A 13,148-nucleotide genomic window follows, 5' to 3' on the forward strand; every position below is an offset into this window, starting at 1 on the left:
ACCCGTGCACGACGGCACTGGCATCGCGGGCGGGTGCCGGGCTCGGCTGTCGCTCCTGCCCGGCAGGCGCCGGGCGCGCCCGGGGCGACCGGGCGACGATGCGACCACACTACGTCCGCGCCCCGGACGGGCGGCAGTCGTGTGACGGGATGTTTCAGTGCGCGTAGCGTGGGGTGATGGCATCCGCCCCGACCGCACCGATTCCGTACGGCTCCTGGCCCTCACCGCTGACCGCCCCCTGGGCGTGCGCCTCCTCCCCGCGGTTCGAGGGCGCGCGCTTCGTCGGCGACGACGTCTGGTGGGGGGAGGGCGTCCCCGAGGAGGGCGGCCGGACCGCGGTGCGGCGGCGCGCGGCATCCGGCGCTGTGATCGATGTTCTCCCGGCGCCCTGGAACGCGCGATCGCGCGTGCACGAATACGGCGGCGGCTCCTGGACCGCCGATCCCGAGGGCCGGCTCTTCTTCGTGGAGAAGACCGACCAGCGGGTGTGGGCGCTCTACGAGGGCGACGACCCCGTCGCCCTGACGCCGGACGACCCTGCCGCCCGGTTCGGCGGCCTGTCGTGGCAGGAGGGCACGCTGCTCGCGGTGCGCGAGGTGCACGGCGACGAACGCGTCCCGCGCCGCGCGATCGTCTCGATCGCCACGGACGGGTCGGGCGTGACGACCCTCGCGGAGGGCAGCGACTTCGTCGCGCAGCCCGCGCTGTCCCCCGGCGGCCGGCGCCTCGCGTGGGTGGCGTGGAACCACCCGGACATGCCGTGGGACCGCACCGAGCTCCGCGTGGGCGACATCGCCGGAGGCACGGTCTCGTCCTGGCGTTCGTTGACCTCGGGCGACACCGCTGCGCTGCAGCCGGTGTGGCGCGGCGAGGACGAGCTCCTCTTCCTGGACGAGCCGACCGGACGCTGGAACCTGTGGTCGATCCGGGGAAGGCGGGATGCCGCAGCGCTCGCCCCCGCGGACGCCGACACCGGCGGCCCGCTCTGGGTGCTCGGCTCGCGCTGGTTCGCTCCCGTCAGCGGCGACCGCCTCGTCGCGGTCCGCACGAACGGCAGCGACGAGCTCGTGATGATCGGCGCTGACGGAGCGACATCGGCACTCCCGCTCCCGGCGACCGCGCGCGTGCTGATCGAGGACGCCGCAGGTGCCCGCGTACTCGTGTCAGGCATGGCGCCGGGTGGCGCGGGCGTCTGGCTTGTCGACGCCGACGCGGCCACGGCAGTCCTCGTGACCGGCGGCGAACCGGCGATCGCGGACGAGTGGATGCCGCGGGCCCGAGCCGCCACCTACCCCGGCCCGCACGGCGACGTGCACGCGTTCGACCATCCGCCGACCAACCCCGGGGCCGTCGCCCCGGCGGGCGAGCTCCCGCCGTACGTCGTGTTCGTGCACGGCGGGCCGACCTCGCACGTCGGCGGCGTCGCCGACAGCAGGATCGCCTTCCTCACCAGCCGCGGCATCGGCGTGCTCGAGGTCAACTACGGCGGCTCCACCGGCTACGGCCGCGCGTACCGCGAGCGGCTGCGCGGCCAGTGGGGCGTCGTGGACGTCGACGACGTCGCTGCGGCGGCAGCAGGGCTCGCCGCGGAGGGCAGGGCGGATGCCGCACGCCTCGCGATCGCCGGGGGCTCGGCGGGCGGCTGGACGGTGCTCGCGGCGCTCGTGCGCACCGACGTGTTCGGGGCAGGGATCTCGCGCTACGGCGTCGGCGACGCCCGCACGCTCGCCGCCGACACGCACGACTTCGAGGCGCGCTACCTCGACGGTCTCATCGGCCCGCTGCCGGAGGCCGAGGAGGTGTACCTGGAGCGGTCTCCCCTCTCGCACGCCGACCGGTTCCGCGTGCCGGTGCTGCTCCTGCAGGGCGACGAGGACGAGGTCGTGCCGCCCGCGCAGGCCGAGGCGATCCGCGCAGCGCTCGTCGGGCGCGGCATCCCGCACGCGTACGTGCTGTATCCCGGCGAGGGCCACGGCTTCCGCAAGGCCGAGACGGTGGTCGACGCGATGGAGAAGGAGCTGGCGTTCCTCGGTCAGGTGTTCGGGTTCGACACCCCCGGCATCCCGCCCCTCGCCCTGTCCTGACGTCGGTTCCACTCGAAGGGTCCCGGTCCCTGGACCACGCCCACGGGCCCTTCCCGCCACCTCCGGCCGCTTCGGCTACAGTTTCCTGCTTCGGCCTCTACGAATATGTGGCGCCATCGCAGGAAGCTGGCGCCATCCCAGGAAGGCGTCGCCAACAGGAAGCTGGCGCCATCCAGGAAGCTGGCGCCATCGCAGGAAGGCGTCGCCAACAGGAAGCGAGGGCGGGAGGTCAGCGGGAGAAGGGGGCGAGGTCGGCGGCGAGCCGCTCGGACACGTGCGCGTGCACGGCGGTGCCGCCCTCCTCGTGCTCGGTCGAGACGATCAGGCCGGTCGAGTGCACCGCCGAGACGAGGTCGCCACGGTGATAGGGCACGAGCGCCCGCACCTCGACGGCCGGCAGCGGCAGCGCCGCCTCGATCGCCGCGCGCAGCTCGGGGATCCCCTCGCCGGTGCGCGACGACACGAAGTACGCGTCCGGTTCGAGTCCGCGCAGCACCAGCCGGGCGCCCTCGTCCACGAGGTCGGCCTTGTTGAACACCACCAGCTCGCGCGTCGAGCGCGCCCCCACGTCGCCGAGCACGTCGCGGACGGTCTGCAGCTGCGCGGCGGGATCGGGGTGACCGGCATCCACGACATGCAGGATCACGTCGGCGTCGGCGACCTCCTCCAGCGTCGACCGGAACGCCTCGACGAGCTGGTGCGGCAGATTGCGCACGAACCCGACCGTGTCGGTGAGCGTGTAGACGCGGCCATCGGATGCCTCGGAGCGACGCACCGTGGCATCCAGCGTCGCGAACAGCGCGTTCTCGACCAGCACGCCCGCGCTCGTCAGGCGGTTCAGCAGCGACGACTTGCCCGCGTTCGTGTAGCCGGCGATCGCGACCGACGGCACGGTGTTGCGCTTGCGCTCGGCGCGCTTGGCCTCGCGCGCGGGCGCGAAGTCGCGCAGCTGCCGGCGCAGCTGGGCCATGCGGGTACGGATGCGGCGGCGGTCGAGCTCGATCTTGGTCTCACCCGGTCCGCGCGAACCCATGCCCGCACCGCCCGCACCGACCTGGCCGCCGGCCTGGCGGCTCATCGACTCGCCCCAGCCGCGCAGGCGCGGCAGCAGGTACTCGAGCTGGGCGAGCTCGACCTGCGCCTTGCCCTCGCGGCTCTTCGCGTGCTGGCTGAAGATGTCGAGGATCACCGTCGTGCGGTCGATCACCTTGACCTTGACGACGTCCTCCAGCGCGCGGCGCTGGCTGGCGGCGAGCTCCGTGTCGGCGATCACCGTATCGGCGCCGAGCGCGGCCACGAGATCGTGCAGCTCGGCGGCCTTGCCCCGGCCGATGTAGGTGGCCGGATCGGGATGCGGGCGGCGCTGCAGCACCCCGTCGAGGACGACCGCGCCGGCGGTCTCGGCGAGCGCGGCGAGCTCGCGGAGGGAGTTCTCGGCATCCTCCTGCGCGCCCTGCGGATACACGCCGACGAGCACGACGTTCTCCAAGCGCAGCTGGCGGTACTCGACCTCGGTGACGTCCTCGAGCTCCGTGGACAGACCGGGGACGCGGCGGAGGGCCGCCCGCTCCTCGCGATCCCACTGCTCGCCGTCGTCGCCGTACGACACCGTCGACGCGTCCTGCAGCGCCTGCGCTGCCCCGAGCGCACCGTCGTCGCCCCGCTCCGTGAACGTGCTCACCCGCGCGCCGGAGCCCGCCTGGGCGCGCGCCAGCACGCGATCGACCGGGTCGACCGGCGTCTCGTCGGCGCTGGTGGTGGTGTCGGTCATGGGGTCCTTCCGGTCAGCCCGCCAGTCTAGCCTCCCGCAGGGGCGTGCGGCTCCGCTACGCTCACTCCATGGGGAGCGAGCATTACTTCAGCGCGTCTCCGTCCAGTGCCGAGAACCTCCGTCGCATCCAGGTGACCCTCGCGGGCCGTCCGGTAGAGGTCACGACCGCGGGCGGGGTCTTCAGCCCCGCCCACATCGACGCCGGCACCGGGGTGCTCCTGGCCAATACGCCGGCCCCTCCGCCGGGGGGCAACCTGCTCGATCTCGGGTGCGGCTGGGGGCCCATCGCGCTGTCGATCGCGTTCGACTCCCCGCACGCGACCGTGTGGGCCGTCGATGTCAACGAGCGGGCACTCGACCTCGTGCGCCGAAACGCGGAGGAGCTCGGCCTGCCCAACGTCACCGCCGCGCTGCCCGACGACGTCCCCGATGACGTCGTGTTCCGTGGCATCCGCTCGAACCCACCCATCCGGGTCGGCAAGCACGAGCTGCACGGCCTGCTGGAGAGGTGGATCCCGCGGCTCGACGAGCGGTCCGACGCGTGGTTCGTGGTGCAGCGCAACCTCGGCGCCGACTCGCTCCAGCGCTGGCTCGCCGCGACGTTCCACAGCGGCTACAGCGTGAGCCGGGCCGCGACCGCGCGCGGATTCCGGGTGCTGCGGGTCCGTCGGCACGGCACGCCCCGCACCGACGCGGTCGACGTGGTCTGACGCCCGCTCAGGCCAGCGCGACCTGCCCGGAGAAGACGAGCGCCGCGGGCCCGGACAGCAGCACGCGGTCGCCGACGGTGCGCACGCCCAGCGTTCCGCCCGGGACCTCGATGCTCCAGCGCTCCGGCGCGGCCGGACCGGCCCAGTGGCGCACGGCGAGCGCGGCGGCGGCGACGCCGGTGCCGCAGCTGAGGGTCTCGCCGACGCCGCGTTCGAACACACGCATGCGGATGCCTCCGACCCCCGCCGTGACGAGCGGGTCGGCGGGGACGACGAACTCGATGTTCGCGCCGGCGGCGGGGGCAGGCTCCATCACGGGCTCCACGGTGAGGTCGAGTCCGTCCAAGCGGTCGTCGCTCGGGAGCGCGACGACCACGTGCGGGTTCCCCACGTCGACGCCCAGGCCCGGGAGCGCCACGCCGAGTCCTCGGGCGCGCACGAGCGTCTCGGTCTCGTCGATGCGGAACGGGCCGAGATCGACCTCGAAGCCAAGCGGGCTGCGGGTGACGCCCAGCGTGCCGTTGCGCGTGCCGATCGGCAGGGTCGCGCCCTCGGGGAGGGTCGCCAGCCCCGCGTCGAGCAGGTAGCGGGCGAACACGCGGATCCCGTTGCCGCACATCTCGGCCGCCGAGCCGTCCGCGTTGCGGTAGTCCATGAACCATTCGGCATCGGGGGTGGCCGCGCCCTCCGGCAGCGCGGCCGAGCGCACCACGCGCAGGATCCCGTCCGCGCCGATCCCGAACCGGCGGTCGCACAGGGCCGCGACCTGGCTGTCGGAGAGGTGGACCGCGCCCTCGGGGTCGGGGACGATCACGAAGTCGTTGCCGGTTCCGTGGCCTTTGGTGAAAGGGAGGGTCAGCGGCATCCCCTCAGTCTAGGCGGTGGGTACCGCCGGCCCCCGAGGTCCCGGCCACAGGCGCCCCGAGTTCCGGGCCCCGCCGTCCCGCTTACAGGGCCGATCGACCTGAACCGAGCCCGAGGAGCCGGAAAGGGCCGTTTCGCCCTGTAAGCGGGACGAGGATCGGCGGGCATGACCGGGATGGACGGGGACCATGCCCGGCGCGGCGGCGCAGCAGGGACCTCAGGCTGGATCGACGAGCGCGGCTGCCGGCGTTCCGGGGGCGATCCAGCGCAGGTCGGGGTAGCGGCGGAACCACGAGACCTGTCGCCGGGCGTAGCGGCGCGTCAGGGCCTGCGCCTGCGCGATCGCCTCGTGTTCGCCGAGGTCGCCGTCCAGCTGCGCAAGCGCCTGCGCGTAACCGATCGCGCGCCGCGCGGTCACCCCCTGCTCCAGCCCCCGCTCGCGCAGGACGGCGACCTCGTCGAGGAGTCCCGCGCGCCACATGCCCTCGATCCGCCGGTCGAGGCGCTCCACGAGCTCGGCGCGATCGACGTGGACCCCCACCAGCGTCGTCGGCTCGTGCCACAGCCTCGGCTCGTCGGGGAGCGCCGCACCGTGCGTCGCCTCGCCCTGCAGCACGACCTCCAGGGCGCGCACGACGCGCCGCCCGTTACGTGCGTCGATCCTGGCCGCGGTCGCCGGATCGAGCTCACGCAGCCGCGCGAACAGCGCACCCGCCCCGTCGCGCTCCAGCTCCGACTCCAGCCGGGCCCGCAACGCGTCGTCGTGCGGCGGGAAGCGGAAGTCGAACACCACGCTCGACACGTACAGCCCCGACCCGCCCACGAGGATCGCGTCGGCGCCGCGCGCATGGATCTGCGCGATCGCGGTGCGCGCGGCATCCTGGTACCACGCGACGGCCGCCTCGTCGGTGACCTCGAGCACGTCGAGAAGGTGGTGCGGGATGCCGCGGCGCTCGGCCAGCGGAAGCTTGGCCGTCCCGATGTCCATGCCTCGGTACAGCTGCATCGCGTCGGCGCCGACGATCTCGGCATCCCGCCCGCGCGCGCGCAGCTCCTCAGCGAGCTCGAGCGACAGCGCCGTCTTGCCGGTGCCGGTCGCCCCGACGATCGCCCACAGCCGCGTCATGAGTTGCTCCCCACCGCTTTGGCGCCAGTTCCCTGCTTTGGCGCCACATATTCCTGTGGGCCGAAGCAGGAAGGTGTCGCTATCATGCGGGAGGGGCGGGCGGGGCGAGGTCTGGTCAACGACCGAGGCGGAGCGTGGGGAGGCCCAGGGACACCGGGCGCGGGGAACCCGGAGCGCCCGGGGCGCCCGAGGCGCCAGGGGCGCCCGGAGCACGCGAGGCGCCCGGCGCGCCCGGCGAGGACGGGATGCCGCACGAAGCGCCCTGCGCGCGATCCCACGCGTCGCCGGCACGGGTGCGGCGGATGCGCGTGGGCGCGTCGGCCAGCAGGTGGAACGGGGCCACGTGCGTCACGACCACCGACACCACGTCGCCGGGACGCGGCACGTCCGGGCCCACCTCGAAGTGCACGAGCCGGTTGTCCTCCGCGCGGCCGGTCAGCCGGTGGGTCGCCGCATCCTTCTTGCCCTCGCCGGTGGACACCAGCACCTGAAGCGACCGGCCGAGCTGGCGCTGGTTCTCCTCCAGCGAGATGCGCTCCTGCAGCGCCACGAGGCGCTCGTAGCGCTCCTGCACGACGGCTTTGGGCACCTGGTCGGGCATGGTCGCGGCGGGGGTCCCCGCCCGGATCGAGTACTGGAAGGTGAACGCGCTCGCGAACCGCGCCTGCTCGACCACGCGCAGAGTGTCCTCGAAGTCGGCGTCGGTCTCACCCGGGAAGCCCACGATGATGTCGGTCGAGATCGCCGCGTGCGGGATCTTCGCACGCACGCGATCCAGGATGCCGAGGAACCTCTCACTGCGGTACGACCGCCGCATCGCGCGCAGGACGCGGTCCGACCCGGACTGCAGCGGCATGTGCAGCTGCGGCATGACGGCGGGCGTCTCGGCCATCGCGTCGATGACGTCGTCGGTGAACGCCGCCGGGTGGGGCGAGGTGAACCGGATGCGCTCGAGGCCCTCGATCTCCCCCGCCGCGCGCAGCAGCTTCGCGAACGCCTGGCGGTCGCCGAACTCCACGCCGTAGCTGTTCACGTTCTGGCCGAGCAGGGTCACCTCGATGGCGCCGTCGTCGACGAGCAGCCGGATCTCGCTGAGGATGTCGCCGGGTCGGCGGTCCTTCTCCTTGCCGCGCAGCGAGGGCACGATGCAGAACGTGCACGTGTTGTTGCAGCCGACCGAGATCGACACCCAGCCGCTGTGGACCGCGTCGCGCTTGGTGGGGAGGGTCGAGGGGAACACCTCGAGGGATTCGAGGATCTCCAGCTCGGCCTCGCCGTTGTGGCGCGCGCGCTCCAGCAGCGACGGCAGCGACCCCATGTTGTGCGTGCCGAAGACGACGTCGACCCAGGGGGCCTTCCGCTGCACGGCGTCCTTGTCCATCTGGGCGAGGCATCCGCCCACGGCGATCTGCATGCCCTCGTGCTGATCCTTGCGGGACTTCAGGTGCCCGAGCGTGCCGTACAGCTTGCCCGCGGCGTTGTCGCGCACCGCGCACGTGTTGATGACGACGACGTCGGCCTCGGCACCGGCATCGGCGCGGATGTAGCCGGCACTCTCCAGCGATCCCGACAGCCGCTCGGAGTCGTGCACGTTCATCTGGCAGCCGAAGGTGCGCACCTCGTACGTGCGCGCGCGGCCGTCGGCCGTCACTGCGGCGGACGAGGGGGCGATGACGGTCGGCGCGGCGGAAGGGCTCGACATGATGCCGCCATTCTACGAGGCGCGCCTGGACGCGCTCCCGCTACCGTGAGAGGGAGTCGCCGGGAGGTCCCATGAGAGCCACGCGCCGCACTTGCCCCGCACGGCGCGAGCCGGGAACGATGGACGTGTGAGCGATGAGCAGGGCGGCACCGGCGGGCCGACGATGCGCGCCATCCGGCAGGAGGAGTACGGCGGCCCCGAGGTGCTGCACGAGGTCGTCGTGCCGCGACCGCTTCCCGGGGTCGGCCAGCTGCTCGTGCGCGTGCGGGCGGCCGGGGTCAACCCGACGGACTGGAAGCACCGGGCCGGGCCCGGGTTCCTGGGCCGACCGCCGTTCGTGCTGGGCTGGGACGTCTCCGGCGTCGTGGAGCGCGTCGGGCGGGGCGTGACGCTGTTCCGGCCCGGCGACGAGGTGTTCGGGATGCTGCCCTACCCGCACGGCGTCGGTGCCCACGCGGAGTTCGCCGTGGGTCCGGCGCGGGCTTTCGTGCGCAAGCCTGCGGCGATCGACCATGTGCAGGCCGGAGCTCTGCCGCTGGCCGCGCTCACGGCGTGGCAGGCGCTCGTCGACACCGCTCACGTCGGCCCCGGCGACCGGGTGCTCATCCACGCCGCCGCCGGCGGGGTCGGTCACCTCGCGGTGCAGCTCGCCCGCGCGCGCGGGGCCTACGTCATCGGCACCGCGAGCGCACAGAAGCACGAGCTTGTCCGCGGGCTCGGGGCAGACGAGCTGATCGACTACCGGAGCGCGGACTTCGCCGAGGCCGTGCACGGTGTCGACGTCGTGCTGGACACGATCGGCGGCGACTACCAGCTGCGTTCCCTGCGCACGCTCCGCCCCGGCGGGACCCTCGTGTCGCTGATCCCGCGCGCCGCCGAGGGGCTCGCCGCGCAGGCGGCTGCGCGAGAGGTCGACACCAGGCTCATGCTCGTCGAGGCCGATCACGCGGGCATGCAGGCGATCGCCGACCTCGTCGAGACAGAGTCGCTGCGCGCGATCGTCGCCCAGACATTCCCGCTCGCGCGCGCCGCCGACGCCCACCGGGCCGGCGAGACCGGCCGCACGACCGGGAAGCTCGTGCTCACGGTCGAGTGATCACTCGAACCGCACGCGTCCTCCCGCCTGCTCATCGAGCGCCTGCCGGGCGACCGACAGCGCGACGGAGCCGTAGCCGCGGCGGGCGAGCTGCCCCACCAGGCGCCGCTCGGCCGTCTGGCGATCGAGGTTCGCCATGCTGCGCGCCTTGCCCCGCGCGAACTCGAGGGCCCGCTCGGCGTCGTCGTCGGGGAGAGCGGCAAGCGCGGCATCGGCGACCTCGCGCGGGATGCCGCGCCTGAGCAGCGTCTGCGCGATCGCACGGCGCCCCTGACCGCGGCGGTCGGTCGCCGTGTGGATGAGCTGCTCGGCGAGCCGGGCATCGTCGAGGTAGCCGCGCCGGCCGAACGCATCCAGCACTCCCTCGACGTCGCCGGAAGACAGGTCGCGCTCGGCCACCACGGCGCGAGCCTCGGCGATCGAGAGCTGCCGGGTGCGCAGGCGCTTGAGCAGGGCGGTCTCAGCGAGCTCGCGCTCGATCGCGCCGCACGCGTCGTAGCCGTCGTCCTCGTAGCCGCCGTCCTCGAAGAAATCGTCGTAGTCGTCCTCCCCGTCCCACGTGGAGCGCCACGCGGGCTCGGGCGCCGTCGCCCCGGGCACCGCACCCGAGCGGTCGTCGAACAGGGGGATGACGGGGGCCAGCCGGTGGGACCGGCCCCCGTGCTCCGCGACCACGATCAGGCCGGCCGGCGCGCGGCCAGCTCGTCGCTCACCGACTCCTCGACCCGCGGGCCGAGGCCGAGCTTGGCTTTGATCTTCGACTCGATGCCGGCGGCGACGTCCTCGTTCTTGATGAGGAAGTTGCGGGCGTTCTCCTTGCCCTGCCCGAGCTGCTCGCCGTCGTACGTGTACCAGGAGCCGGACTTCGTGACGATGCCGTGCTCCACGCCGAAGTCGATGAGGCTGCCCTCGCGGGAGATGCCCACGCCGTACAGGATGTCGAATTCGGCCTGCTTGAACGGCGGTGCCATCTTGTTCTTCACGACCTTGACGCGCGTGCGGTTGCCCACGGCATCCGTCCCGTCCTTCAGGGTCTCGATGCGGCGGATGTCGAGTCGCACCGACGCATAGAACTTCAGCGCCTTTCCGCCCGCGGTCGTCTCGGGCGACCCGAAGAACACGCCGATCTTCTCGCGCAGCTGGTTGATGAAGATGGCGGTCGTCTTGGTCTGGTTGAGCCCGCCGGTGAGCTTGCGCAGCGCCTGCGACATGAGACGCGCCTGCAGGCCCACGTGCGAGTCGCCCATCTCGCCCTCGATCTCGGCCTTGGGCACGAGGGCCGCGACCGAGTCGATGACCACGAGGTTGATCGCGCCGGAGCGGATGAGCATATCGGCGATCTCCAGCGCCTGCTCCCCCGTGTCGGGCTGCGACACCAGCAGGGAGTCGATGTCGACGCCGAGCTTCTGCGCGTAGTCGGGGTCGAGCGCGTGCTCGGCATCGATGAAGGCGGCGATGCCGCCCGCGCGCTGAACGTTGGCGATCGCGTGCAGCGTGAGGGTCGTCTTCCCGGAGGACTCCGGTCCGTAGATCTCGACGATCCGTCCCCGCGGCAGCCCGCCCACGCCGAGGGCGACGTCGAGGGCGATCGAACCGGTGGGGATGACCTCGACCGGGGCGCGCTCGTCGCTGCCCAGTCGCATGACCGAGCCTTTCCCGAACTGCCGGTCGATCTGGGCGAGGGCCGACTCGAGGGCCTTCTCGCGATCAGCGGGTGAGGGCATGACGTGCTCCTTCTTGCTCGTGTTCCGCCGCCTGTAGGCTGTCGCGCTCCCCCCGGGGATCGGATGGATGCTGCGACAAGGCGTGTGGTGTCTGATGACGTCGTCCACGCTACGGAGGGCCTCCGACATCGGCCGGTCGCTCTCGCGCATCCGTGGACAGATTCTCCAGGGCACCGCTTGTGGAGGAGCCTACGACTCGCATCGAACGGATCTTCGACGACACGCCGCGAACGACCGATCGGCTCAGGAACGCGGTTCGATCCGGCCCGCACCGTGCCGACGCTCGTCGGGCACGTCGGTCGCGGCGCACAGCGCCAGCCACACCTCGCGCGGGGGAACGCCGGCGGCGAGCGCTTCCGACGCTGTGCGCCGCCCGACGTCGTCGAGCACCAGGTCGCTCAGCAGGGCGGCCGCGCGCGGACCGAACTCGGCCGCCACGGCGCGATCGAACTCGCTGCGCCGCATGCCGCGTCAGTGCAGCGAGGGCTCGGGCAGGACGAAGTCGTCGTCGAGTCCGGCGAGGTCGTCCGGCACCACGTCGGGGAAGACCTGCAGACCCTCGAGCACCGAGATCCGGTCGCCCACTTCGCGCATGATCGTCGAGATCGGCACGTCGAGCGCATCGGCGACGGCCGCGAGGATCTCGCTGGAGGCCTCCTTCTGGCCCCGCTCGACCTCGCTGAGGTAGCCGAGGGCGACGCTGGCGCGTCCAGCCACCTGACGCAGGGTGTGGCCCTTCTGCAGGCGGAGGTCGCGCAGCACGTCGCCGATCTCCTCACGTACCAGGATCATGTCGGACCTCCTCCCTTTCGCCCGTCACCATCTGTCCGGGTGGACTACAGTACAGCACCTTCGGTGCCAGCCTAGCTCCTCCGTCCGGGCGAACGGCGGGTTGTCGCTGAGACGTAACCGAGGGGTAACGCGGGCTATTCCCGTCACAGCGCGTCGAGCACGAGCCGCAGCGCGCGGGCGACGGTCGCCGTGCGGATGGCCTCGCGATCGCCGCCGAGCAGCAACGACTCGGCCCTCGATCCGAGCGGCGTGGACACGGCGATGTGCACGGTGCCCACAGGCTGTCCGTCCGGCGAGTCGGGCCCGGCGATGCCGGTCGTGGCGACCCCGACCTGGGCCGGCCTGCCCTCGTGCCCGAGCACGCGGCGCGCGCCGTCCGCCATCTGCCGCGCCACGCGGGGATGCACCGCCCCGTGGGCGTCGAGCAGCGCGGCATCCACACCCAGCACGCTCTCCTTCACGTCGGTCGCGTACGCGACCACGCCGCCGCGCACGACCTCCGACGCCCCGGGGACGGCCACCAGGGCGGCCGCGACGAGTCCGCCGGTGAGCGACTCGGCGATCGCGATCGACCAGCCGAGCTCGCCCAGCCGGGCGACGAGCCGTTCCGCGTCGGGGACGCACCGCGTCGAGACGATCGTGGACTCGAGGTCGTCGGGGAGCCCGCCGAGGTCGTCGCCGGGGTACTCGTTCATGCCTTGCCTCCGGTGCGTGCGCGCAGGGCTGTGACCAGGTAGTCGATGCCGCTCGCGATCGTGAGCACCACCGCGATCGCCATGGTCACGGTGTTGACGGTGTGGATCCACTCCCCCGCGACTGTCCACAGCGGCAGCAGCGCGAGCGAGAGCGCCACGCCCTGCGCGAGGGTCTTGAGCTTTCCCATCCAGGCCGCGGCGACGACGTGGTCGCTCGCGACGATCAGGCGATGCACCGTGATCCCGACCTCGCGCACGAGCACGACGATCGTGACCCACCAGGGCAGCTCGTCGAGGATCGACAGCCCCACGAAGGCGAAGCCGGTGAGCACCTTGTCGGCGATCGGGTCGAGGAGCTTGCCGAGATCGGTGACGATGTGGTGTTTGCGGGCGAGGTATCCGTCGATGCCGTCGGTGGCGATCGCCACGACGAACAGCACCGCCGCCCACCAGCGCAGCGCCCCGTCCGCGCCGCCGTCGGCCAGCAGCATCCACAGGAACACGGGGGCGCACAGGATGCGCACGATCGTGATCGCGTTGGGCAGCTGCCGAGGAACCGTCACCGTCGCGCTCCTCTCCGACGG

General features: G+C 72.7%; 13 protein-coding genes. 3 read left to right on the plus strand and 10 right to left on the minus strand.

The features are described from left to right. Nucleotides 1-176: 176 nt before the first annotated feature. A complete protein-coding gene (locus QM641_RS03390) occupies nt 177-2,084 on the plus strand; it encodes a prolyl oligopeptidase family serine peptidase (RefSeq protein ID WP_415113443.1) in 1,908 nt (635 codons plus the stop codon). Nucleotides 2,085-2,313: 229 nt separating this feature from the next. On the opposite strand, the gene hflX is transcribed toward QM641_RS03390, so the two are convergent. Next, the gene (hflX, locus tag QM641_RS03395; RefSeq protein WP_415113505.1) at nt 2,314-3,624 is read right to left on the minus strand and encodes a GTPase HflX; all 1,311 of its coding nucleotides are present in this window, start codon (nt 3,622-3,624) and stop codon (nt 2,314-2,316) included. Between the two features lie 299 nt (nt 3,625-3,923). Between hflX and QM641_RS03400 the strand changes: the two genes are divergently transcribed. Continuing rightward, the gene (locus tag QM641_RS03400; RefSeq protein WP_415113445.1) at nt 3,924-4,565 is read left to right on the plus strand and encodes a class I SAM-dependent methyltransferase; all 642 of its coding nucleotides are present in this window, start codon (nt 3,924-3,926) and stop codon (nt 4,563-4,565) included. 7 nt (nt 4,566-4,572) lie between these two features. On the opposite strand, the gene dapF is transcribed toward QM641_RS03400, so the two are convergent. From dapF to miaB, 3 genes are all read right to left on the minus strand, one after another. Beyond that, nucleotides 4,573-5,430 carry a diaminopimelate epimerase gene (gene dapF, locus QM641_RS03405; RefSeq protein ID WP_415113447.1) on the minus strand — a complete coding sequence of 286 codons (858 nt, stop codon included), beginning with the start codon at nt 5,428-5,430 and terminating at the stop codon, nt 4,573-4,575. A gap of 216 nt (nt 5,431-5,646) precedes the next feature. Continuing rightward, a complete protein-coding gene (gene miaA, locus QM641_RS03410; protein ID WP_415113449.1) occupies nt 5,647-6,555 on the minus strand; it encodes a tRNA (adenosine(37)-N6)-dimethylallyltransferase MiaA in 909 nt (302 codons plus the stop codon). A 115-nt stretch (nt 6,556-6,670) separates the two neighbouring features. After that, complete coding sequence (miaB, locus tag QM641_RS03415) at nt 6,671-8,257, minus strand: tRNA (N6-isopentenyl adenosine(37)-C2)-methylthiotransferase MiaB (protein ID WP_415113451.1); 1,587 nt, start codon at nt 8,255-8,257, stop codon at nt 6,671-6,673. 127 nt (nt 8,258-8,384) lie between these two features. Between miaB and QM641_RS03420 the strand changes: the two genes are divergently transcribed. After that, nucleotides 8,385-9,353, plus strand: a complete 969-nt coding sequence (locus tag QM641_RS03420; protein WP_415113453.1) for an NADP-dependent oxidoreductase — start codon at nt 8,385-8,387, stop codon at nt 9,351-9,353. On the opposite strand, the gene QM641_RS03425 is transcribed toward QM641_RS03420, so the two are convergent. The 6 genes from QM641_RS03425 to pgsA form a co-directional block, all read right to left on the minus strand. Continuing rightward, nucleotides 9,354-10,028 carry a regulatory protein RecX gene (locus QM641_RS03425; protein WP_415113455.1) on the minus strand — a complete coding sequence of 225 codons (675 nt, stop codon included), beginning with the start codon at nt 10,026-10,028 and terminating at the stop codon, nt 9,354-9,356. A gap of 2 nt (nt 10,029-10,030) precedes the next feature. Continuing rightward, the gene (gene recA, locus QM641_RS03430; protein ID WP_415113457.1) at nt 10,031-11,077 is read right to left on the minus strand and encodes a recombinase RecA; all 1,047 of its coding nucleotides are present in this window, start codon (nt 11,075-11,077) and stop codon (nt 10,031-10,033) included. A 243-nt stretch (nt 11,078-11,320) separates the two neighbouring features. Continuing rightward, entirely contained in the window at nt 11,321-11,542 is a 222-nt protein-coding gene (locus QM641_RS03435; protein ID WP_415113459.1) for a DUF3046 domain-containing protein, read from the minus strand. A gap of 6 nt (nt 11,543-11,548) precedes the next feature. After that, nucleotides 11,549-11,869 (minus strand): helix-turn-helix domain-containing protein, encoded by a 321-nt coding sequence (locus tag QM641_RS03440; protein ID WP_415113461.1) that lies wholly within the window; start codon nt 11,867-11,869, stop codon nt 11,549-11,551. 143 nt (nt 11,870-12,012) lie between these two features. Next, nucleotides 12,013-12,564 carry a CinA family protein gene (locus QM641_RS03445; RefSeq protein WP_415113463.1) on the minus strand — a complete coding sequence of 184 codons (552 nt, stop codon included), beginning with the start codon at nt 12,562-12,564 and terminating at the stop codon, nt 12,013-12,015. Continuing rightward, entirely contained in the window at nt 12,561-13,127 is a 567-nt protein-coding gene (gene pgsA, locus QM641_RS03450) for a CDP-diacylglycerol--glycerol-3-phosphate 3-phosphatidyltransferase (protein WP_415113465.1), read from the minus strand. Before pgsA ends, QM641_RS03445 begins: the two co-directional genes overlap by 4 nt. Nucleotides 13,128-13,148: the final 21 nt, after the last annotated feature.

The organism is Microbacterium sp., assembly GCF_047605725.1.
In the GTDB taxonomy this organism is placed as follows: Bacteria; Actinomycetota; Actinomycetes; order Actinomycetales; family Microbacteriaceae; genus Microbacterium.